The organism is Agrobacterium fabrum str. C58, assembly GCF_000092025.1.
GTDB lineage: Bacteria > Pseudomonadota > Alphaproteobacteria > Rhizobiales > Rhizobiaceae > Agrobacterium > Agrobacterium fabrum.
Window position 1 is genome coordinate 1,859,967 of the sequence record NC_003062.2, and the last position, 20,189, is coordinate 1,880,155.

Below are 20,189 nucleotides of genomic sequence, written 5' to 3' on the forward strand. Positions count from 1 at the left end.
TGGCATCCGCACTGAAAATAACAACAGACTGCGGATGAACGACCAACAGAGAGGATCGAAATGCCTATTTCCACCCGTCTGCTCGCAGCCGTATCGATTGCCGCCATCTCGCTGTTGTCAGGCGCAGCCCTTGCGCAGGACAAGATCGTCATCGGCACCGAAGGCGCCTACCCGCCCTTCAACAATCTCGAAGCCGACGGCACGCTGACCGGCTTCGACATCGACATCGCCAAGGCGCTGTGCGAACAAATGAAGGCCGAATGCACCTTCGTCACCAATGACTGGGACGGCATCATTCCCGCCCTGCAGGCCAAGAAGTTCGACGCCATCATCGCGTCCATGTCGATCACGCCGGAACGCCTCCAGAAGGTCGATTTCTCCAAGAAATATTACAACACCCCGCCGGCAATCGCCGTGCCGAAGGATTCGCCGATCAAGTCCATCGACGATCTCAAGGGCAAGTCGCTCGGCGCGCAGGGTTCCACCACACACTCCAACTATGCCGAAAAGCATTTCCCGGATGCCGACGTGAAGATGTATCCGACCGCCGACGAATATAAGCTCGACATCGCCAATGGCCGCATCGACGCCGTCATCGACGATATCGTCGTGCTGTCGGAGTGGCTGAAGACCGACGCCGGCAAGTGCTGCAAGATCCTGACGCCGCTCAAGGTCGATCCCGAGATCAACGGCAATGGCGCAGGCATTGCCGTGCGCAAGGGCGACACGGCGCTGGCCGACAAGTTCACGGCCGCAATCGCCGGTATCCGCGCCAGCGGCAAGTATCAGGAGATCAACAAAAAATACTTCGATTTCGACGTTTACGGCGATTAAGCCGGTTCGATCTGTTGAAATCTCGTGGCGGAAGGCTTGCCCTTCCGCCATTTTTGTTTGAAAACGTCACTATAACAATCACGGCGGCTTAAGACCGCAGGGGAAAACTGGCATGAGCGGAGCATTTTCCGCCATAGGTGCGTTCTGGACCTATGTCTCGACACTTCTCGATCCCTTCTGCGGACCGGTCGGTCTCTTCTCGCTTTTCGGAAACGGCACTCTGGTCGCCTGCGGCGATGCGGGCTGGGGCGATGAAATCGCCTTTGGCGTCAAGGTCACGATCTCGCTGGCGCTCGCCACCCTGCCCGTCGGTCTGCTGATCGGCTTCCTCATCGCGCTTGCCGCGCAATCGGAGGAAAAGTCGCTGCGGCTGGCCGCCGGAATCTACACCACCATCTTCCGCGGCCTGCCGGAACTGCTGACGCTCTTCATCGTCTATTACGGCGTCCAGATGCTGCTGCAATCGGTGGCCGGTTATGTCGGTTTCAGCGGCCCCGTCGAAATCAATGCCTTCGTGGCCGGCATGCTGGCGCTTTCGGTGGTGTTTTCGTCCTATGCGTCGGAAGTGCTGCTGTCCGCCTTCAAGGCCATACCGAAGGGGCAATATGAGGCGGGTGACGCGCTTGGTCTTTCCCGCAGCCGCACCATGGTGCTCATCATCATTCCGCAGCTTGTGCGGATCGCCCTGCCCGGCATGACCAATCTCTGGGTGATCCTCCTGAAGGACACTTCTTACGTCTCGATCATCGGCCTTGCAGATATCATCCGCCAGACCGGCATTGCCGCCCGCGTCAGCAAGGAAGCCTTCTTCTTCTACGGCATCGCCTGCCTGCTTTATCTCATTCTCGCGCTCATCTCGTCGGTCGGCATCGGTTTCATCGACCGCTGGTCTCGCAAATCGGAGGCCAGACGATGAGCCATATCCAGGAACTCATTCCGCCGCGGCCCGCCCCCGTTGTCGCCGACAAGCCGCTCAATCTTTCCCGCGTCGTCGGCATTGCCGTCATCACGCTTTGGCTGCTGCTCGCCGCCGGGCTGATCTTCGCCATGATCGAAGGCTGGGACTGGGATAAATTCCAACGTTATGGCCCTCGTTACATCGATGGCCTCATCACCACCATCACGCTGGTCGGCAGCTCGATCATTCTCGGCGCAATCCTGTCCGTGCCGATCGCCTTTGCCCGCATGTCGGAAAACCGCATCATCGGCGCGTTCGCTTATGCCTATGTCTATGTGTTCCGCAGCACGCCGTTGCTCGCACAGCTCTTCCTGATCTATTACGGCCTTGGCAGCTTCCGCCCGGCGCTGGAAGCCGTCGATCTGTGGTGGTTCTTCCGCGAAGCCTGGTATTGCGGCCTCCTGTCGCTAACGCTCAACACCGCCGCCTATCAGGCCGAGATCCTGCGCGGCGCCATCCGGAGCGTGCCGCGCGGCCAGCATGAGGGGGCCGCCTCCCTCGGCATTTCGAAATTCATTACCTTCCGCAAGGTCATCCTGCCGCAGGCGCTGATCGTCGCATTGCGCCCCTATGGCAACGAGATCATCCTGATGATCAAGGGCTCGGCAGTCGTTTCCATCGTCACGGTCTTCGACCTGATGGGACAGACCCGTTACGCCTTTTCCCGCACCTTCGATTATCAGGCCTATCTCTGGGCCGCGATCTTCTACCTGACGATCGTCGAAACGCTGCGGCATATCTGGGCGTGGCTGGAAGCCCGCCTGACGCGACACCTCAAGCGCTGAACGGCAACGTTGGCAGCACTCATCAACGGAGGCTGCCAACATTTTGAAAAATATAACAAATTTGTGACGGTCGGTGCCCTTGGCAAGCTTGGATTAACCCTGTCGTGTTCCCATGTCAGATACAGCGGCAATGCTGTGATCGCAATCATGGATACGGGAACCGCCGTCATGAACAAGGAAATGGAAATGATGCTGAGAGGCTACGGCCTCACCACCGCGCAAATATTCTATCGCATGCCGGACCATCCACTGGTTCTCCAGACCTATGTCTGGCAGGACTATGATCTCGCCCCGGACTTCCCCGAAATGCATGGTTTCCTCAAATTCTGGCAGGAAAAGCTCGACGGTCCCCTGCATTCCGTCCGCTACGTGCACCGACAGGTGATCTCCGCGCAGGAATGGCGCGCGCTGAAGGGAGAGTTCATCCTCCACTGATGCGTCTCGCCACATAAACATTGCGCCCGCCACCGTTGCGGCTTACAGCAAACGTCAACTGATGACGCTGACGGATACCGCACGATGACGAAAAACCAGAAGATTGACGAAGAGGCGCTTGCCGAGGCCTATAACCGTGCGCTGGCGCTCGAAAAGGCCGGAGATGTGGATGCAGCGGTGAAGGCCTATGAGGAAGTTCTCGCCATCGATCCTGACGATCACGGCGGCGCGGCCGTGCGCATTGCCGCCATGGGGCGTGGCGAACAGCCGTCGAAAGCGCCCGACGCTTACGTCGAAACCCTGTTCGACCAACATGCTGAAGCCTTCGAGGATATTCTTGTCGAGCAGCTGGGTTACGCCGTGCCGATGATGGTGCGCCAGCGGCTGCAGACACTGAACCTTGGTCCTTTCAAGCGCCTGCTCGATCTCGGCTGCGGCACCGGCCTCACCGGTGAGGCGCTTCGCGATATGGCCGACGATATCACCGGCATCGACATTTCCGAAAACATGGTCGAGATCGCCCATGAGAAGGACCTCTACGAGACGCTCTACGTCGCCGAAGCCGAGGATTTTCTCGAGGACAATGACGACGAGCCCTTTGACATCATCACCGCCACCGATGTGCTGCCCTATCTCGGCGCGCTGGAACCGCTGTTTTTCGGCGCCGCCGAAAACCTCAATGCCGGCGGCCTGCTGATCTTCTCCTCGGAAACCCTGCCCGCAGACATCATGGCCGGACGCCCCTATATGGTCGGCCCGCACCAGCGTTTCGCCCATGCCGAAACCTACGTGCGGGACCGGCTGGCCGCCACCGGTTTCGAGGTCGTCGAAGTCACCGACATCAACGTGCGCATGCAGGACGGCAATCCAACGCCCGGCCATCTGGTGATTGCGAAGCTCAAGGGCTGAGGCAACTGCGTCTTTCTTCTCCCCGCCGGGGAGAAGAAACAAGCGGCATCCAATCGCCTCACATTTAACACCAACGGCCCGAATCAACCTCTCAACAACATCCGCCAGCCAGCTGAAGAGATTCAGATTTCCGGCACCATCAGCTGGCCTTCGGCCGCCAGACGATATCCGTCACCTTGAGTTTCTTCGGCACGATCTTCAGATCGTAGAATTCGTCGGCCAGCGCCTGCTGGTAAGCGATGGCTTCATCCGGAACCAGCGACACCCGCCCGAGATCGGCGCCCGGCCGTGTCAGCGAAACCTTGGTGACGTCCTCCGGAACACCGGTGATCGCCGCCAGAGACTTTGCGGTCGCATCGATATTGGCCTGCGCCTTGGCGCCAACATTTGCGAGTTCCTTCAGGATCAGCGGCACGAGATCGGGATTGGCCTCGACGAAATCGCCATTGGCGAGAAAATAGCTCCAGGGATCGACGATGCCCTCGGCGGTGGAAAGAACCCGCGTCGTCGGCTCTTTTTCCGCCACGGCAAAATAGGGATCCCAGATCGACCAGGCATCAATGCTGCCGCTGCGGAAGGCGGCGGCGGCATCCGGAGGCGCAAGATCAACCGGCGTGATGTCGCTCAACGTCAACCCCGCCTTTCGCAGCGCCTTGACGGTGACATTATGGGCGCTGGAGCCGCGCTTGAACGCGACCTTCTTGCCTTTCAGGTCTTCCAGCGTCTTCAGCGGCGAGTCCTTCTGCACGAGGATGGCCGATCCGCCGGCCGCTGCCTTGTAGGTGCCGACGTAGCGCAGATTGCCACCGGCGGCCTGCGCGAAAAGCGGTGGCACATCGCCGGTCGGCCCGATATCCAGCGCACCTGCGCCCAGCGCTTCGAGAAGAGGTGGCCCCGAGGAAAACTCCGACCATTTGACCTCGATGCCGCGATCCTTCAACAGCGCTTCCAGCGCCCCCTGGCTTTTTGCCAGCGCGATCACGCCATTCTTCTGCCAGCCGATCCGCAATGTGGTCGTTGCAGCCCCAGCCCGGCGGATATGCGGCAGGAACACCGCCCCCGTCGAACCTGCAAGCAGTCCCAATGTCCCGCGTCGTGTGATCATATCGATATCCCTCGCTGTTGCCATCATCAGATATTTAAAGCGTAGATATTCGAGAGATTTTATCAAATTCCCATGTTGCGCGGAGACGGCGCAGAGAGAATTGAATGTGCGAATTTGCCTGATAGGGCGGAATAAGATTGTCGTGCCTTGGCCGTGTATACCGGATTGACCTTCCGGCAGAGTCATCCCCTAACGGGCTAGATCGATGGGGAGAGGCAATCCCACAAATAAAAATGCCCTCCCCGGCGGCGGGAAAGGGCATCGTTCAAAGACAGGATGGACGGCGGATCACTCTTCGCCGGATTTGGGATTATCCAGCAGCATATAATCGAGCGGCAGTTCCGTCGTATATTTGATCTGTTCCATCGCGAAGGCGGAGGATACGTCGCGAATTTCGATCTTGGCGATCATCCGCTTGTAGAAGGCGTCATAGGCCGCGATATCAGGCACGACGACGCGCAGCAGATAATCGACATCACCGCTCATGCGGTAGAATTCGACAACTTCCGGGAACTCGGAAACCACCTCGGAGAAACGCTTCAGCCATTCAATGGAATGGGAGGCGGTGCGGATGGAAACGAAAACCGTGACCTTGGTGTTGACCTTGACCGGATCGAGCAACGCCACACGCCGGCGGATAACGCCGTCTTCCTCCATCTTCTGGATACGCCGCCAACAGGGCGTCGTGGAAAGGCCGACCTTTTTCGCCAGATCGGCAACAGCCAGCGTGGAATCCTCTTGCAGAATGCGCAAAATCTTACGGTCTAGGCGATCCAATGCGTCTACCCTCCTGAATTAATTTCCTTTCAATACACTAATTTTCGCAGAAAAACAGAAAATTGTTTCACTAAATCCGCATTTCCACATGTTGTCGCAGAACCGGAAGCAGCTCCTCCGTGAACCACGGGTTCTTTTTCAGCCACCCCGTGTTGCGCCAGCTTGGATGCGGCAGGGGCAAAATGCCGGGGCCGGAATTGGCATGGAGGTAGCTGCGCCAGTTCTCTACCGTTTCGGTCATGGTTTTGTGGCGCCTCTCACCGAGGTGAAAAGCCTGCGCATATTGACCGACCGCGAGGATCAGCTCCACCTGCGGCATCGCCGCCATCACCCGCTCACGCCATAAAGGCGCGCATTCCCGCCGTGGCGGCAGATCGCTGCCCTTGTCGTCATAACCGGGAAAACAGAACCCCATGGGTACGATGGCGAAACGCTCAGGGTCGTAAAACGTCTCCCGGTCGACATCGAGCCATTGCCGCAGCCTTTCGCCCGAGGCATCGTTGAAGGGGATGCCGGTTTCATGCACACGCAGCCCCGGTGCCTGCCCGGCGATCAGAATCCTAGCCTTGGTCGAGATCACAACCACCGGCCGCGGTTCATGCGGCAGGCGATCGGTCACTCCCTTCAGCGGCGCATCACGGCAGAGACGACAGCGGGCGATCTCGCCGCGCAGGCAATCCAGCCCGTCATCCCGCAACCACGGGGATCGCTCCGCCTCAGCCATGATCCCACCCGAGAATATGACGGATGACGGTCAAAAAGCCCGCCGCTGGCGTTTCCAGATCCGCTGCCCGGTGCTCACGACGCCATTCGGAGGGCTTTTCGAATTCTCCCGCCCAGATACCCCGCTCCTCCCGCCGTGCCCTCGCCTGCTCGGCGGAAAACTGGAAATAACCTGATGCGACGGCAAACCCCGCCGAGACCATTTCCGAGGACACATCCTTGCCATCCGCCGTGCAATAGACGAGCTGTCGCCCGTATCGGTCCCTCGAGCTGCCGGAACAGGAAAACTCCCGCGCCGTCACCAGCCGCTGCAGCGCTCCGCGCGCCTCTACCCCGCACGGCCAGCTCCCGCCGCCGCGCAGACATGTCTGCGCAAGCTCCGGCGCATCGATCCCGAGCAGCCGGAAGCGTTCGTCGCCCTTGGAAAGGGTATCGCCATCGATCACGAAAAAACGGCCGACATGGGTCTCGCTGTTTATCTGGTCGAGCTTGGCGGCAATGAGAATACCGAGAAAAACCGTGGCGAGAAAAAGCCCGCCATCGCGCATTGCCGAAAAACGCCCGCGCCTGCCTCCATTTCGTCTCATGTCACAACAAACCCTTGTCAGAAATGGCAAACAAATCCTTTCACGGCAGCATCTTCTTAAGATTTTGGGCGTAGCCTGCAAGGGTTCATGTCACCTGCGTTGTAACAATGAGTAAAAGCGTCAGCACGTCCACCGACAAGATCATCGTCGACCGATCGAAGAAACACCGCAACAAGGCGGTTTTCGACACGGTGAAGACGACGCGTGAACGCCTGCAGCAGGGTGCCGGCGGAAACGAAGCCTATGAACGCGAAATGCTGACCATGCACATCGCCGAAGCCCTGCAGGGCGCGATGATCATGCCGCTTTTCATCGTGCTTGCCTCCATCATCGGCCTTTACATCACCGGCGATATCAGCCTGATCATCTGGTCGCTGATTGCGCTGAGTTTTCACGCCATGTCGCTGGTGCTGGCGAAACGGGCCGCCAAACAGGCGATCACCGACGACAATCTCCAGCATTGGAAAAACCTCTTTCTCGGCATGCAGATCCTCATCGGCTGCGCCTGGGCCATGTTCGCACTGGCCGAACCGGTGCGCAACGACCCGACGCTCGTTCTTTTCTTCAAGGGATCGACGCTGCTGATCGCCCTTTCGCTGACCGCCATGGCCAACTTCATGCTGCGGCGGGCAACCTTCATGACCTTCCTGCCGGTGCTGGCGGCGCTGTGCATAACCTCGGCGATTTCGCGCGATCCCTTCGATGTCGGTCTGGCGCTGATGTTCGGCATGGCGATCCTCTTCTGTCATCGCATCACCAGCCGGCTTTACCAGACCAGCATCAAGCTCCTGTCCTCTCAGACGGAAAAGGACGACCTGATCGCCGAACTCGAGGTCGCCAATTCCGTGTCCGACGAAGCGCGGCGACGTGCTGAAGAGGCCAATCTGGCGAAATCGCGTTTTCTCGCTTCCATGTCGCACGAGCTGCGCACGCCGCTCAACGCCATTCTCGGCTTTTCCGAGGTCATGTCGTCAGAGGTGCTCGGTCCGCTCAACAACCCGCTCTACAAGGAATATTCCGGCGATATCCACCGCTCCGGCCAGCATCTGCTCGATCTCATCAACGAAATCCTCGACCTCTCACGCATCGAGGCCGGCCGCTACGATCTCAACGAGGAATCCATCTCCATGCTGGAAATCGCCGAGGATTGCATCGGCATGATCCAGCTGCGCGCCCGCGCCAAGAACATCAGGATTTCCCAGCAGTTCGAAGCCAGTCTGCCGCAAGTCTGGGCCGATGAGAAATCCATCCGCCAGGTCATACTCAACCTGCTCTCCAATGCCGTGAAATTCACCCCGCAGGGCGGCGAGATTCTCGTGAAGGCGGGCTGGACGGCGGGCGGTGGGCAATATGTGTCGATCAGGGATAACGGCCCCGGCATTCCGGAAGATGAAATCCCCGTGGTGCTCTCGGCCTTCGGCCAGGGATCGATCGCGATCAAGAGCGCGGAACAGGGAACGGGCCTTGGCCTGCCCATCGTTCAGGCCATTCTCGCCAAGCACGACGGCCAGTTCATCCTGAAATCGAAGTTGCGCGAAGGCACCGAAGGCATCGCCATCCTGCCGGCAAAACGCGTTCTGCAAAGCCTGCCGGCGGTGGAAGAAACTCACGCCATCCAGCCGCGCCGGCGGTCTTTCGCCTAGAGCGCACCAAAGCTCAGAAGAACAGCGTCGTCACCAGCGAATACAGCACGAAAAATCCGTTCGCCAGCAACAGACAGAAGACGGCAAAGGAGCCGAGATCCTTGGCATGCCGCCCGACCGATGAAATTTCTGGCGAAATGCGGTCCACCAGCTCCTCGATCGCCGTATTCAGCGCCTCAACCGAAAACAGGAGCAGCATCAACACCGTGAAGACGAGAAGATGCGCGAATGGCGCGCCGACCACCAGAAGCAGGGCGAGTCCCACGCCAAAAGCCAGAACCTCGTGGCGGAACGCCGCTTCCAGCCACAGCCGGCCAAGCCCCTGAACGGAATAACGCGCGGCGGCGAAAAGATGCCGCCAGCCTTTTTCCTTGCGAAAGGCGGGTTCCGGTTGCGGCTTCTGCGGCGTCGCGTCCATCTTTGACCTCAATGCTCGGTGCGCGGGCTGATGCGGGTGTCCACACCCGCCGCCTCGAACGTTGCCATGCCGGAATGGCAAGCGGCAGCGGCCTTGACGATGCCGGCGGCAAGCGCTGCACCTGTGCCTTCACCAAGCCGCATGCCGAGCGCCAGAAGCGGCGTCTTGCCAAGCTTCTCGACGGCGGCGAGATGGCCAGGTTCACCCGAGACGTGGCCGATCAGGCAATGGTCGAGCGCCGAAGAATTGGCCGCCTTCAACAGAGCGGCAGCGGCCGTTGCCACATAACCGTCGATCAGCACGGGAATGCGCTGCACGCGGGCAGCGAGGATCGCGCCGGCAATCGCCGCAATCTCACGTCCGCCGAGGCGGCGCATGATTTCCAGCGGATCGGACAGATGGTCCTTGTGGAACTCCACCGCAGCCTTCACCGCCGCGATCTTGCGGGCCATGACTTCGCCTTCCGAGCCGGTGCCGGGACCGGTCCATTCTTCCGCCGTGCCGCCGTAGAGCGCCAGATTGATGGCGGCGGCAATCGTGGTATTGCCGATGCCCATTTCGCCGACGCAGAGAAGATCGGTACCACCGGCAATCGCCTCCATGCCGAAGGCCATGGTGGCGGCGCAGTCACGCTCCGAAAGCGCCGGCTCGCAGGTGATGTCGCCGGTCGGATAGTCCAGCGCCAGATCGAAGATTTTCAGGCCGAGATCATTGGCAACGCAAATCTGGTTGATGGCAGCACCGCCGGCGGCAAAATTCTCCACCATCTGCTGGGTAACCGATGTCGGATAAGGGGTAACGCCATGCCGGGTGACGCCGTGATTGCCAGCGAAAATCGCCACCAGCGGACGGGTGACGGCGGGCGAACGGCCGGACCACGCGGCCAGCCACATGGCGATCTCTTCCAGACGGCCGAGCGAGCCCGCAGGCTTGGTCAGCTGCGCGTTGCGCTCCTTGGCCGCCACAAGCGCATGCGTATCCGGGCCGGGAAGCTCACGCAACAGCGCGCGAAAATCGTCGAAGGGCAATCCGCTCATGCTCATGGTGTCGGTCTCTTTCGTAGCCGGGTTGGCTGTCGCATCGGCTCATGCGTCCGGAACTTGTGTTTTCCGGCAAATCGGTCTTTGTTGCGCCTCTCATAATCGCGGAAACGCCGCGGAACAACCGGAAATGCATTGACTGCAGCGGAGAGAGCATGAAGGCCGGGGATTTTATAACAGATGTCATGCATTCCGTAGCCTTTCTCAGCCGCCTGCCGGTTCCCTCGCGGTTTTTCGGTGAAGGTGACGGCGCCTCGATGCGCCGCACCGCCCGCGCCTTTCCCGCCGCCGGCCTGCTGATCGCCCTACCCGCCGCTTTTCTGGTGGTGATTTTCGCCACCTTCGATGCATCGCCGCAGCTCACGGGCTGGCTCGCCATCGGCCTGACGGCGCTCATCACGGGCGCATTGCATGAGGACGGGCTGGCCGACATGGCCGACGGTTTCGGCAGCGGCAAGGACAAGGCCCGCATGCTTGAGATCATGAAGGACAGCCGCATCGGCAGCTATGGCACCATCGCCATGGTTCTTTCCTTCGCGCTGCGCGCTACGGCGCTCGCATCGCTGATCGAGACCCTGCCCGGAAAAACTGCCGCCGCCTGCCTGATTGCCACGCTTGTCATGAGCCGCGCCCTGATGGTGTGGCACTGGCAGGCCCTGCCCGCTGCCAAGACATCAGGCATCGCCGCCGGCGCGGGCCAGCCCGGAGAAAGCGACCGCAACATCGCACTGGTGACGGGTTTACTGGTCTTCATCCTCTTCACGCTGCACGCTTTGCCCATCCTGTCGATTGCACTTGTGATGGCGGCAGCCATTTTGGCGACGGTGCTGTTCGGCCGGCTCTGCGACAGGAAGATCGGCGGCCACACCGGCGATACCATCGGCGCCTGCCAGCAGATCACGGAGATCGTTACTCTCGTCGCACTTGCTCTTGCGGCATGACGGCCTGATATAGATCATCATGGAAACACCCTGCATCCATATCTGTCGCCTCGATGTGACCCATAGCCTCTGCATCGGCTGCGGACGCACGCTGGATGAAATCGGCGGCTGGGCAGGTTATAGCGACGAAAAGCGCCGCAGGATCATGCGGGCGCTGCCGCAGAGACTGGCAAATTTGAGCGAGACCGCCAAGGAGACGCATACCGCATGAACAGGCTGACCATCGTGCTCCTTATCCTTGCCGTGGGCCTCGGCCTGCTTCTCATCAATCACGATGGTGGCCGCACGCTCGGCATCGATAATGATCAATTCGCACAGGCTCTCTATCTGGTACCCATAGCCGGCCTCCTGTCGGTCGGCATCCTCGCCGGAAGACGTGGCGGCTTCGGCACCGTCATCCGCCAGCTCGCCGTCTGGCTGGTCATCATCCTCGGCCTCGTCTCGCTCTATCTCTACCGCTACGATCTGCAATCCTTCGGCGACCGGCTGCTGAGCGGCCTGATGCCCGGCCGCGCCGTGGTGGTGACGACGGCTGGCGGCGAACAGGAAATCGTCCTGCACAAATCGATGAGCGGCCATTTCGAGGCGAATGTCGGCGTCAATGGCAAGACCATCCATATGCTCGTCGATACCGGCGCAAGCTCCGTGGTACTCGCCAATGCCGATGCCGCCGAAATCGGTATCGACACGGGCAGTCTGCGCTATACCGTTCCTGTCATGACCGCAAACGGCCGCACGGCAGCCGCCCCCGTAACCCTGTCGGAAATCGGCATCGGCCCGATCATGCGCCGCAACATCCCCGCCCTCGTCGCCCAGGATGGCCAATTGGGCCAGAGCCTGCTCGGCATGAGCTTCCTGTCGACGCTCGGTTCGCTGCAGATGCAGACGGATGAATTGCGGTTGCGGGATCGATAAAACGCAGGCATCAGGGGGCTACGTCCCGGCACTCCGCATTCGTCATCGGCCGCGGAAAGGAAATACCCGGTTTCGGGCACAATCAGAATGTTCTTTTCGCACTGACCGGTCGTCGCAGAGCATTGCCCCTTGATTCCTTCCCATTTGATAATTTATGTTGTGGTTGTTCTCAGGGCGGGGTGCAATTCCCCACCGGCGGTATCGGGATTTGTCCCGGAGCCCGCGAGCGCTTCCGGTCTCCAAAGCCGGAAGGTCAGCAGATCCGGTGAGAGGCCGGAGCCGACGGTATAGTCCGGATGGAAGAGGACAAGGCATAAAGACGCCCGCACTCTGTGGGCTTCGCATTGCATTGTTCGCCCAAGGGATATTTGGCGCTTCTTGAAGCGCGAAAATGCCGCAAACCGGCATAACCCTTGAAAGGCTTGAAATAAAATGACCATTGCTAAAATTGAAGACGCCATCGAAGCCATTTCCCGTGGTGAAATGGTGATTGTGGTTGACGACGAAGACCGCGAAAATGAAGGCGATATCATCGCCGCCTCCGACAGCATCACGCCGCAGCAGATCGCTTTCATGATGAACCATGCGCGCGGGCTGGTGTGCGTTGCCATGCCGGGCGAGCGTCTGGATGCGCTCGACATTCCGCTGATGGTGTCGCGCAACACCGAATCCCTCAAGACGGCCTTCACCGTCTCGGTGGACTATATTCCGGGCACCACGACAGGCATCTCCGCCGCCGACCGGGCAAAGACGGTGCGTGCGCTGGTGTCGGAAGGCTCACGCCCGGAAGATTTCGCCCGTCCCGGCCATATCTTCCCGCTCCGCGCTAATCCGGAAGGCGTTCTCGGCCGCACCGGCCACACGGAAGCAGCCGTAGACCTCTGCCGTCTTGCCGGGAAATTCCCGTCCGGCACCATCTGCGAAGTCGCCAACGATGACGGCACCATGGCCCGCCTGCCCCAGCTCGAAATCTTCGCCGAACGCCACGGCCTGCTCGTCGTGACGATCAAGGACCTCGTTTCCTATCTCAAGGGTGAGGTTGTGGAGGAAATGGTGCAGAAGCAGGTGGCTTGAGCTGCGCAAACCTGTGGTGCGAATACCAAAACGCCCGGCGTAGGCCGGGCGTGAATTTGGAGGCAGACATTACTTTTATGCGACATCGTCCTCAGACTCTACCGCTGCCTCGTTTGGATTTTCATGGAATTTGCTGTCACCTCGAAGTAAGTGGCAAAGGACGCACATCCCCTCGACGTCATCCTCGGCCCTGTGCCGAGGATGACGTCGAATGAAATCAATACGTTGCAGATCCTCGGGACAAGCCCGAGGATGACGGCCGTGAACTTTTCAGACTTCATCAGTCGTTGAAGCTGGGCGACCATGCCAAGCCTTACCAGCAGCAGAACCCGCCATCCACCAAGAGATCCACACCCGTCACAAAACTCGCGGCGTCGGACAGCAGGAAGATCGCCGGTCCCACCATTTCATCGACGCCTGCCATGCGCTGCATCGGCGTCTGCTCTTCGAACAGCTTGGTCTGGTGCACCATTTCAGGCCGCGTGTTCATCGGTGTCGCCGTGTAGCCCGGCGAGATGGTGTTGACGCGGATGCCGCGACCCACCCATTCCATCGCCATGGATTTCGACATGTGGATGACACCCGCCTTCGAGGCGTTGTAATGGCACTGCATCAGGCCTCGATTGACGATGACGCCGGACATCGACGCGATGTTGACGATGGCACCTCGGCCATTTTTCAGCATGGCGTTGGCTTCGGCCTGGCAGGACAGGAACACGCCCTTCAGGTTGATGTCCATCATCGTCTGGAACTGGCTTTCTTCCATCTCCTCGGCCGGATTGGCATTGGCGATGCCGGCCGCATTGACGGCGAGCGAAAGTGCGCCGAGTTCGGCTTGCGTGCGGGCAACCGCATCCGTCAGCGCCTGCTTGCTGGTAACGTCGGCGGCGATCTGGATCGACTTGCGGCCGGCCCTGGCGATGAAATCGGCCGTCTGCGCCAGACCGTCATCGGTGCGGCGGTCGAGCAGCGCGACATTGGCGCCGGACTGGGCAAGCCCCATGGCGATCCGCTGGCCGATGCCGGATCCAGCACCGGTGACGAGCGCCACCTGACCGGAAAGATCGAACAGTTTCGGGGCGTTAAGGGTGATGGTGGACATCGCTATTTCCTTCTTCAGATGGTTGCCAGTTCCATGACCGAGACGTCGTTTGCCTCGTCGCGGTTAAGGATGCCAGCCTGTTTTCCCTGCGCGAGCACGAGGATACGGTTCGAAACGCCCAGCACCTCTTCCAGATCGGAACTGACGACGATGACGGCCACGCCGTCCTTCGCCAGGCCAACAATGATATCGTAAATGCCTGCCCGCGCACCGACATCGATGCCGCGCGTCGGTTCATCCAGCACCACCACACGCGGATTGCGGGCAAGCCATTTGGCGATGACCACTTTCTGCTGGTTGCCGCCGGAGAGATCGGAGGCCGGCTGTTCGCTACGGCCCTTCACCCCGAATTTGGCGATGGCGTCCCGGGTGAAAGCGCGCTTGATAGCCGGCGTGATCCAGCCCGTGCCCACGCGGTCGAGATTGGCATAGATCAGGTTTTCACCGATCTCGTGTTCCACCACCAGCCCCTGCAATTTGCGGTCTTCCGGCACCATGACGATGCCCTTGGCGATGGCATCCGCCGGGCTTTTCAGCGAAAGCACCTCGCCATCCAGTCGTACTTCACCCGCGCTCGTCGGATCGGCACCGGAGATGGCGCGCACCAATTCCGTTCGTCCCGCGCCGATCAGGCCGGCAATGCCGAGAATTTCACCGGCGCGGACGCCGAAGCTGATGTCGCGAAAGGCATTGGTCGCGCCCGTCAGCCCCTTGACCTCGAGTACCACCTTCTCCTGCGGTTCAGGCAGCGCCGGGAACAGGCGCTCCAGCGAGCGGCCGACCATGCTTTCGACAATGGTGCGCACCGGCGTCGCACTGTCGGCAAATTCATGCACCCGCTCGCCGTCGCGCAACACGACGATACGGTCGGTGATCTGTCTGATCTCTTCCATGCGGTGGGAGATGTAGATGATGCCCACGCCTTCGGCACGCAGCTTGCGCACCTGCTCGAACAGCGCCTGCGTTTCGGCGCCGCCAAGTGCGGCCGTCGGCTCGTCGAGGATGAGGAGTTTGGCGTCGAGCGCGAGCGCCTTGGCGATCTCAATCAGCTGCTGGTTGGCGGTGGAAAGGCCTGCCACCTTGCGCGTTGCGGGAATATGCAGGTTAAGGCGCGCCAGTTGCTGCTGGGCTCTCCGCACCATCTCGGCGCGGTCGACAATGCCGTTTTTCATGGGCCAGCGGCCGATGAAGACATTCTCAGCGATGGAAAGCTCCGGCAGAAGCTTCAGTTCCTGATGGATGAGGACGATGCCCTTGTCGATCGCCTCGCGCGGCGATGCCGGCTGATACGGCTGCCCAAGCCAGGTCATCTTACCCTCTGAAGGTTCGCGGGAACCGGCGATGATGCCTGACAGCGTGGACTTGCCCGCGCCATTTTCACCCAGCAACGCTACCACTTCGCCCGGATAGACCTCGAGATCGACGGACTTCAGAACCTCGAGCGGACCATAGCGTTTGCTGATGCCACGGAGCGAAAGAACCGGCTCGCGCATGACGGGACCTCCAGGGACGTAATCGCAGTGGCGATACACCACGGCTTTGTGTCCAAAATTGCCTAAAGACAAACCAATGAATGCCCCGCGCATCCGGTTGGACGCGCGGGGCAGAAGGATCAGGGATGGTTGGCGATGAAGCCTGCGACATTTTCCTTGGTCGTCAGCGTCGCGTCGGAGAGCTGGACGGCCGGAACCTTCTCGCCGCCGACGATCTTGACGGCCATCTCGACAGCCATGCGGCCCATCTTCTGGGTCTGCTGCGTCGCGGTCACGTCGAAGACGCCATTCTTCAGTGCCTCAAGCGCTGCCGTATCGCCATCGAAGCCGCCAACGACGATCTTCTGCGACGGATTGGCAACCTTGATTGCCTGCGCCGCGCCGAGCGCCAGACCGTCTGCCTGTGCAAAGACGATGGAGACGTCGGGATTGGCCTGCAGCATGTTCTGCATGATCTGGAAGCCTTCATCCTGGCTCCACATGTTGGACCATTGCTCGGCAACGATCTTCACGCCGGAATTGGCCTTGACCGATTCCATGCAGCCCTTCGTGCGGTCGACTTCAGGTGTAGTGCCCTTCTGGCCGTGGATGATGACCATCTTGCCGGCACCACCGGCCTGTTTGATGATGTAATCGCAAACCGACTTGGCGGAAGCGACGGAATCGGTGGCAAGGAAGGTATCACCCGGCGCGCCATCGGCATTGCGGTCGATGTTGATGACCGGAACGCCGGCAGCTTTCGCAAGCTTCACCGGAACGGTGGCGGCAGCGGCACCGGCTGGGATATAGATCAGCGCGTCGATATTCTGGGTCAGCAGATCCTGGATCTGGTTGACCTGCGTCGGGCCATCGCCCTTGGCATCGACGGTAACGACGGCAATGCCGCGCGTCTTGGCTTCGGCTTCGACGGCCTGCTTGATCTGGTTGAAGAAGTTCGCCTGCAGATTGGCGACGGCAAGGCCGATCTTCTTGACTTCGGCGGCGTTGGCCGAACCGAGCGACAGGGCAAGAAGGGCAGCGGACGTCAGCAGAATGCGTGAAAATTTCATGATTATTCCTCCATTTGTTGATTTTTGACCTTCGGGCAGATCGAACCTCCTCCCCTCCGGTCGTTTTTCACGCCTCCCGTATCGGGAGGGTCGTTTATTGCGCGGACGGCTCATCCCCGTCCGCAGGCAAATTCAGCTTCTGCGACGGCGCAGCGTTTCAGCACCCACAGCCAGCACGATGACGACACCGATGATGACCTGCTGAAGAAAGGGAGAGACGTTGAGCAGGTTGAGGCCGTTGCGCAGCACGCCGATGATCAGCACGCCGATCAGCGTTCCGCCGATGCCGCCAGCACCGCCCGAAAGCGAGGTTCCGCCGATCACAACGGCCGCAATCGTATCCAGCTCGTAGCCGAAACCGCTGGAGGGCTGTACTGAGTCGAGACGTGCGGCAAGAACGATGCCCGCCAGACCGGCCAGAACCGCGCAGACGACATAAACGCAGATCGTCACCAGCGGCACGTTGATGCCGGCAAGACGCGCCACCTCAGGATTGCCGCCCACCGCATAGACGGTGCGGCCTTCCGAGCGGAAGCGCAGGAAAGCCCAGGACACCAGCACCACGACCAGCATTAGCAGCACGGTCGCGGTCAGCACGCCGAAATGGCGCTCAATCGCCAGCATCATGAACCAGTCAGGAAAGCCGACGATCTGCTGGCCATCGGTGATCATGTTTGCAAGGCCGCGCGCAACCGACATCATTGCAAGTGTGGCAATGAAGGCGGGCACACGGAAGGCCGTTACCAGAATACCGACCACAAGGCCGCAGGCTGCGGACGCGACAAGCGCGAGCACGATCGCCATGCCCATCGGCATGCCCGCGACATTGGCTGTCCAGCCCATGATCATCATCGACAGTGCCAACACCGAGCCGACAGACAGATCGATGCCGCCAAGCAGGATGACGAAGGTCATGCCAACGGCCATGATGCCGAGAACGGTGATCTGGTCGAGGATGTTCAGGCCGTTTCGCAGCGACAGGAAATTCTCGCTGGCGAAAGTCAGGAACACACAGAGCATCAGCAGGCCCAAAAGTGGTCCGGTGGCACCGCTCAGCCAGGCAAGCGGGCTCCTGGTGTGCGTGACCCCCTCATTGCGTTCAAGCGCGGACATGGCTCCTCCCGATGACTGTCTTGCATTTTTTAAACCGATTAGAATAATTATTCATCATCGGTGAAACATGCATAAGCCAGTTTTGAGAAGCTTGTCAATAGGGCGTTAACCGCAAGGCCGTGAGGGAACGAAGACTGGAGGCTCTTGATATTTGCCTCTCCCTCATTCCTGTGTTCGGCACAGGAATCCAGTCAACGCGCGTCTGAGCGGTAAAAAAAGCTCTTCCAGCCCAAGGACCTGGGCTGACTGGAATCTTTTGACAAGCAAAGGAATGAGGGCTGCGCGGGCAATTACCGCTTGAGATCTTACACCATCTCTATGCGCACTCGTGCGGCCCCAGACAGAACAATTCACGATTCCGGCTTGACAGAAACGCCATCTCTGCAATTATATAAATAGCTGTATAAATATTCACACGCATGTTTTGAAGAGGATTCCATGCAGTCCCAGGAGCTAGAGCGCATTGCGCGCCAGATTCGCCTTCGCGACGTACAGGCTGTTTTTGAAGCGGGTGCGGGCCATGTCGGCGGCGAAATGTCGGCCATCGACATCATGACGGCCCTTTATTTCCGCGTCCTGCGCATCTGGCCGAATGATCCGAAGAACCCTGCCCGCGACCGTTTCGTACTTTCCAAGGGCCACACAGCCTGCGCGCTTTACGTGACGCTGGCCAAGCGCGGTTTCATTCCGGAAGAGGAAATCTCGACCTTCCTGCAGCCGAATTCGCGCCTCAACGGCCATCCCAACTGCAACAAGGTGCCGGGCGTCGAAACCAATACCGGCCCGCTCGGCCACGGGCTTCCCGTCGCCGTCGGCATGGCCACGGCGGCCAAGCTGTCCGGCGAGGATTACCACACCTACGTGATGACCGGCGACGGCGAGATGCAGGAAGGCTCCAACTGGGAAGCCATCATGTCGGCGGCGCAATTCAAGCTGAACAATCTGACGCTGGTCATCGACCATAACCGTTTCCAGCAGGGCGCCGCCATTGCCGACACCAACGATGTCGCGCCGCTTCGCCCCAAGCTTGAGGCTTTCGGCTGGGAAGTGACTGAAATCAACGGCAACGCCATGGCGGAAGTCGTTCCGGCGCTGGAGCATCGCGGCAACCGCCCGCATTGCATCGTCGCCCACACCAACAAGGGTCACGGCATTTCCTTCATGCAGGACCGCGTCGACTGGCATCACAAGGTTCCGAGCAAGGAACAATACGAGATTGCCGTCAAAGAACTTTCGGAGGCATTGTAATGAACGCGCCCGTAACCGCCGCCAAACTGTATGATTGCCGCGACGCCTTCGCCGAAACGCTGGAAGCGCTGGCCGCCGCCAATGACAAGGTCGTCGCCGTCTGCAACGATTCGGTCGGCTCCTCGAAGCTCGGCGGCTTCAAATCGAAATTCCCCGAGCGCCTCGTCAATGTCGGTATCGCCGAACAGAACATGGTCGGCGTCGGCGCCGGTCTCGCCAATGGCGGGCAATTGCCCTTCGTCTGCGGCGCGTCCTGCTTCCTCACCGGCCGCGCGCTGGAGCAGATCAAGGCTGACCTTGCCTATTCCAACGCCAATGTGAAGCTGATCGGCATATCCTCAGGCATGGCCTATGGCGAACTCGGTCCGACGCACCATTCCATCGAGGATTTCGCCTGGACCCGCGTCCTGCCGAACCTGCCGGTCATCGCCCCCTGCGACCGCATCGAAACCGCTGCTGCCGTCAAATGGGCAGCGGACTATGCCGGCCCCTGCTTCCTGCGTCTGTCACGCGTCGGCGTGCCGGACCTTCTGCCGGAAGGCCACGTCTTCGAACTCGGCCGCGCCAATCTGCTGCGTGAAGGTTCCGACCTGACGCTGATCGCCAACGGCACGCTGACCCACCGCATCGTCAAGGCCGCCGATATTCTGTTGAGCCGCGGCATCAAGGCGCGCGTTCTGAACATGGCGACCGTTCGCCCCATCGATGAAGCGGCCATTATCGCTGCGGCGAAGGAAACCGGCGCAATCCTGACGGCCGAAGAACATTCGATCTTCGGCGGCCTGGGTTCGGCCATCGCGGAAGTCGTGGTCGACCATTCGCCCGTGCCAATGAAACGCCTCGGCGTTCCCGGTGTCTTCGCCCATACCGGCTCCGCCGAATGGCTGCTCGATGAGTTCGGCATGGCACCCACAGCCATTGCCGACGCAGCGCAGGCGCTGATCAAGAGAAAATAAGGTCTCCTCCCAGGGTCGTCGCGCGTCTTCGGATGCGCGGCGATTTCTTTTAGTACGCACGCAGCTTCTTAAACAAAGAACACC

Annotated in this window: 22 protein-coding genes and 1 riboswitch; of the genes, 12 read left to right on the top strand and 10 right to left on the bottom strand. The window is 60.2% G+C overall.

Translation table 11 applies throughout. The annotated features are described in order from the left end of the window. Positions 1–60 precede the first annotated feature (60 nt). From ATU_RS09185 to ATU_RS09205, 5 genes are all read left to right on the top strand, one after another. Complete coding sequence (locus ATU_RS09185) at positions 61–834, top strand: ABC transporter substrate-binding protein (protein WP_006314058.1); 774 nt, start codon at positions 61–63, stop codon at positions 832–834. A gap of 112 nt (positions 835–946) precedes the next feature. Continuing rightward, positions 947–1,750, top strand: a complete 804-nt coding sequence (locus ATU_RS09190) for an ABC transporter permease (RefSeq protein ID WP_010971933.1) — start codon at positions 947–949, stop codon at positions 1,748–1,750. After that, the gene (locus ATU_RS09195) at positions 1,747–2,577 is read left to right on the top strand and encodes an ABC transporter permease (RefSeq protein ID WP_010971934.1); all 831 of its coding nucleotides are present in this window, start codon (positions 1,747–1,749) and stop codon (positions 2,575–2,577) included. The genes ATU_RS09190 and ATU_RS09195 overlap by 4 nt, the downstream gene beginning before the upstream one ends. A 168-nt stretch (positions 2,578–2,745) precedes the next feature. Continuing rightward, positions 2,746–3,012, top strand: coding sequence for an usg protein (locus ATU_RS09200; protein ID WP_003516070.1), 267 nt, complete (start codon positions 2,746–2,748; stop codon positions 3,010–3,012). 84 nt (positions 3,013–3,096) lie between these two features. Next, complete coding sequence (locus tag ATU_RS09205; protein ID WP_010971935.1) at positions 3,097–3,921, top strand: class I SAM-dependent methyltransferase; 825 nt, start codon at positions 3,097–3,099, stop codon at positions 3,919–3,921. Between the two features lie 139 nt (positions 3,922–4,060). Here the strand turns inward: ATU_RS09205 and ATU_RS09210 are convergent, their stop codons facing one another. From ATU_RS09210 to ATU_RS09225, 4 genes are all read right to left on the bottom strand, one after another. Beyond that, positions 4,061–5,026: an aliphatic sulfonate ABC transporter substrate-binding protein gene (locus ATU_RS09210; RefSeq protein ID WP_010971936.1), complete on the bottom strand. Its 966-nt coding sequence runs from the start codon at positions 5,024–5,026 to the stop codon at positions 4,061–4,063. Between the two features lie 288 nt (positions 5,027–5,314). Continuing rightward, positions 5,315–5,803, bottom strand: coding sequence for an Lrp/AsnC family transcriptional regulator (locus ATU_RS09215; RefSeq protein WP_003507846.1), 489 nt, complete (start codon positions 5,801–5,803; stop codon positions 5,315–5,317). Positions 5,804–5,873: 70 nt separating this feature from the next. After that, positions 5,874–6,527 (bottom strand): uracil-DNA glycosylase family protein, encoded by a 654-nt coding sequence (locus tag ATU_RS09220; RefSeq protein WP_162180360.1) that lies wholly within the window; start codon positions 6,525–6,527, stop codon positions 5,874–5,876. Continuing rightward, the gene (locus tag ATU_RS09225) at positions 6,520–7,113 is read right to left on the bottom strand and encodes a thermonuclease family protein (RefSeq protein WP_035258395.1); all 594 of its coding nucleotides are present in this window, start codon (positions 7,111–7,113) and stop codon (positions 6,520–6,522) included. The genes ATU_RS09220 and ATU_RS09225 overlap by 8 nt, the downstream gene beginning before the upstream one ends. Positions 7,114–7,220: 107 nt before the next feature. On the opposite strand from ATU_RS09225, the gene pdhS2 reads away from it, so the two are divergent. Then, positions 7,221–8,756, top strand: coding sequence for a two-component system sensor histidine kinase PdhS2 (pdhS2, locus tag ATU_RS09230; protein ID WP_006314029.1), 1,536 nt, complete (start codon positions 7,221–7,223; stop codon positions 8,754–8,756). Positions 8,757–8,769: 13 nt separating this feature from the next. Here the strand turns inward: pdhS2 and ATU_RS09235 are convergent, their stop codons facing one another. Together ATU_RS09235 and cobT are read right to left on the bottom strand one after the other, a co-directional pair. Then, complete coding sequence (locus ATU_RS09235; RefSeq protein ID WP_006314027.1) at positions 8,770–9,174, bottom strand: diacylglycerol kinase; 405 nt, start codon at positions 9,172–9,174, stop codon at positions 8,770–8,772. Between the two features lie 8 nt (positions 9,175–9,182). Next, on the bottom strand, positions 9,183–10,217 hold the full coding sequence (gene cobT / locus ATU_RS09240) for a nicotinate-nucleotide--dimethylbenzimidazole phosphoribosyltransferase (RefSeq protein WP_006314026.1): 1,035 nt from the start codon (positions 10,215–10,217) through the stop codon (positions 9,183–9,185). A gap of 152 nt (positions 10,218–10,369) precedes the next feature. On the opposite strand from cobT, the gene ATU_RS09245 reads away from it, so the two are divergent. From ATU_RS09245 to ribB, 4 genes are all read left to right on the top strand, one after another. Continuing rightward, positions 10,370–11,155: an adenosylcobinamide-GDP ribazoletransferase gene (locus tag ATU_RS09245; RefSeq protein WP_010971939.1), complete on the top strand. Its 786-nt coding sequence runs from the start codon at positions 10,370–10,372 to the stop codon at positions 11,153–11,155. Between the two features lie 19 nt (positions 11,156–11,174). Further along, positions 11,175–11,366, top strand: coding sequence for a DUF1289 domain-containing protein (locus tag ATU_RS09250; protein WP_006314023.1), 192 nt, complete (start codon positions 11,175–11,177; stop codon positions 11,364–11,366). Then, entirely contained in the window at positions 11,363–12,070 is a 708-nt protein-coding gene (locus ATU_RS09255; RefSeq protein ID WP_006314021.1) for a TIGR02281 family clan AA aspartic protease, read from the top strand. The genes ATU_RS09250 and ATU_RS09255 overlap by 4 nt, the downstream gene beginning before the upstream one ends. A 161-nt stretch (positions 12,071–12,231) precedes the next feature. Next, a riboswitch (FMN riboswitch) is annotated at positions 12,232–12,382 on the top strand. Between the two features lie 120 nt (positions 12,383–12,502). Next, entirely contained in the window at positions 12,503–13,144 is a 642-nt protein-coding gene (ribB, locus tag ATU_RS09260) for a 3,4-dihydroxy-2-butanone-4-phosphate synthase (protein ID WP_006314017.1), read from the top strand. 313 nt (positions 13,145–13,457) lie between these two features. Here ribB and ATU_RS09270 read toward each other — a convergent pair whose 3' ends face one another. The 4 genes from ATU_RS09270 to ATU_RS09285 all read right to left on the bottom strand — a co-directional run bounded on the left by ATU_RS09270 (position 13,458) and on the right by ATU_RS09285 (position 17,901). Beyond that, positions 13,458–14,246 carry an SDR family oxidoreductase gene (locus ATU_RS09270; RefSeq protein WP_006314013.1) on the bottom strand — a complete coding sequence of 263 codons (789 nt, stop codon included), beginning with the start codon at positions 14,244–14,246 and terminating at the stop codon, positions 13,458–13,460. Between the two features lie 14 nt (positions 14,247–14,260). Then, positions 14,261–15,739, bottom strand: a complete 1,479-nt coding sequence (locus ATU_RS09275; RefSeq protein WP_010971940.1) for a sugar ABC transporter ATP-binding protein — start codon at positions 15,737–15,739, stop codon at positions 14,261–14,263. Between the two features lie 119 nt (positions 15,740–15,858). Then, complete coding sequence (locus ATU_RS09280; protein ID WP_010971941.1) at positions 15,859–16,788, bottom strand: sugar ABC transporter substrate-binding protein; 930 nt, start codon at positions 16,786–16,788, stop codon at positions 15,859–15,861. 132 nt (positions 16,789–16,920) lie between these two features. After that, on the bottom strand, positions 16,921–17,901 hold the full coding sequence (locus ATU_RS09285; protein WP_010971942.1) for an ABC transporter permease: 981 nt from the start codon (positions 17,899–17,901) through the stop codon (positions 16,921–16,923). Positions 17,902–18,339: 438 nt separating this feature from the next. Between ATU_RS09285 and ATU_RS09290 the strand changes: the two genes are divergently transcribed. Next, positions 18,340–19,149: a transketolase gene (locus tag ATU_RS09290; RefSeq protein WP_010971943.1), complete on the top strand. Its 810-nt coding sequence runs from the start codon at positions 18,340–18,342 to the stop codon at positions 19,147–19,149. Beyond that, the gene (locus ATU_RS09295) at positions 19,149–20,105 is read left to right on the top strand and encodes a transketolase family protein (RefSeq protein ID WP_006314007.1); all 957 of its coding nucleotides are present in this window, start codon (positions 19,149–19,151) and stop codon (positions 20,103–20,105) included. Before ATU_RS09290 ends, ATU_RS09295 begins: the two co-directional genes overlap by 1 nt. Positions 20,106–20,189: the final 84 nt, after the last annotated feature.

Bases quoted from the DNA above. Each gene is read 5' to 3' on its own strand.
- ATU_RS09280 (WP_010971941.1), bottom strand. From the start codon at position 16,788: ATGAAATTTTCACGCATTCTGCTGACGTCCGCTGCCCTTCTTGCCCTG.
- ATU_RS09225 (WP_035258395.1), bottom strand. From the start codon at position 7,113: ATGAGACGAAATGGAGGCAGGCGCGGGCGTTTTTCGGCAATGCGCGAT.
- ATU_RS09275 (WP_010971940.1), bottom strand. From the start codon at position 15,739: ATGCGCGAGCCGGTTCTTTCGCTCCGTGGCATCAGCAAACGCTATGGT.
- ATU_RS09235 (WP_006314027.1), bottom strand. From the start codon at position 9,174: ATGGACGCGACGCCGCAGAAGCCGCAACCGGAACCCGCCTTTCGCAAG.
- ATU_RS09290 (WP_010971943.1), top strand. From the start codon at position 18,340: ATGCAGTCCCAGGAGCTAGAGCGCATTGCGCGCCAGATTCGCCTTCGC.
- ATU_RS09205 (WP_010971935.1), top strand. From the start codon at position 3,097: ATGACGAAAAACCAGAAGATTGACGAAGAGGCGCTTGCCGAGGCCTAT.
- ATU_RS09190 (WP_010971933.1), top strand. From the start codon at position 947: ATGAGCGGAGCATTTTCCGCCATAGGTGCGTTCTGGACCTATGTCTCG.
- ATU_RS09285 (WP_010971942.1), bottom strand. From the start codon at position 17,901: ATGTCCGCGCTTGAACGCAATGAGGGGGTCACGCACACCAGGAGCCCG.
- ATU_RS09200 (WP_003516070.1), top strand. From the start codon at position 2,746: ATGAACAAGGAAATGGAAATGATGCTGAGAGGCTACGGCCTCACCACC.
- ATU_RS09245 (WP_010971939.1), top strand. From the start codon at position 10,370: ATGAAGGCCGGGGATTTTATAACAGATGTCATGCATTCCGTAGCCTTT.
- pdhS2 (WP_006314029.1), top strand. From the start codon at position 7,221: ATGAGTAAAAGCGTCAGCACGTCCACCGACAAGATCATCGTCGACCGA.
- ATU_RS09220 (WP_162180360.1), bottom strand. From the start codon at position 6,527: ATGGCTGAGGCGGAGCGATCCCCGTGGTTGCGGGATGACGGGCTGGAT.
- ATU_RS09295 (WP_006314007.1), top strand. From the start codon at position 19,149: ATGAACGCGCCCGTAACCGCCGCCAAACTGTATGATTGCCGCGACGCC.
- ATU_RS09210 (WP_010971936.1), bottom strand. From the start codon at position 5,026: ATGATCACACGACGCGGGACATTGGGACTGCTTGCAGGTTCGACGGGG.
- ATU_RS09270 (WP_006314013.1), bottom strand. From the start codon at position 14,246: ATGTCCACCATCACCCTTAACGCCCCGAAACTGTTCGATCTTTCCGGT.
- ATU_RS09250 (WP_006314023.1), top strand. From the start codon at position 11,175: ATGGAAACACCCTGCATCCATATCTGTCGCCTCGATGTGACCCATAGC.
- ATU_RS09185 (WP_006314058.1), top strand. From the start codon at position 61: ATGCCTATTTCCACCCGTCTGCTCGCAGCCGTATCGATTGCCGCCATC.
- ATU_RS09255 (WP_006314021.1), top strand. From the start codon at position 11,363: ATGAACAGGCTGACCATCGTGCTCCTTATCCTTGCCGTGGGCCTCGGC.
- cobT (WP_006314026.1), bottom strand. From the start codon at position 10,217: ATGAGCATGAGCGGATTGCCCTTCGACGATTTTCGCGCGCTGTTGCGT.
- ATU_RS09195 (WP_010971934.1), top strand. From the start codon at position 1,747: ATGAGCCATATCCAGGAACTCATTCCGCCGCGGCCCGCCCCCGTTGTC.
- ribB (WP_006314017.1), top strand. From the start codon at position 12,503: ATGACCATTGCTAAAATTGAAGACGCCATCGAAGCCATTTCCCGTGGT.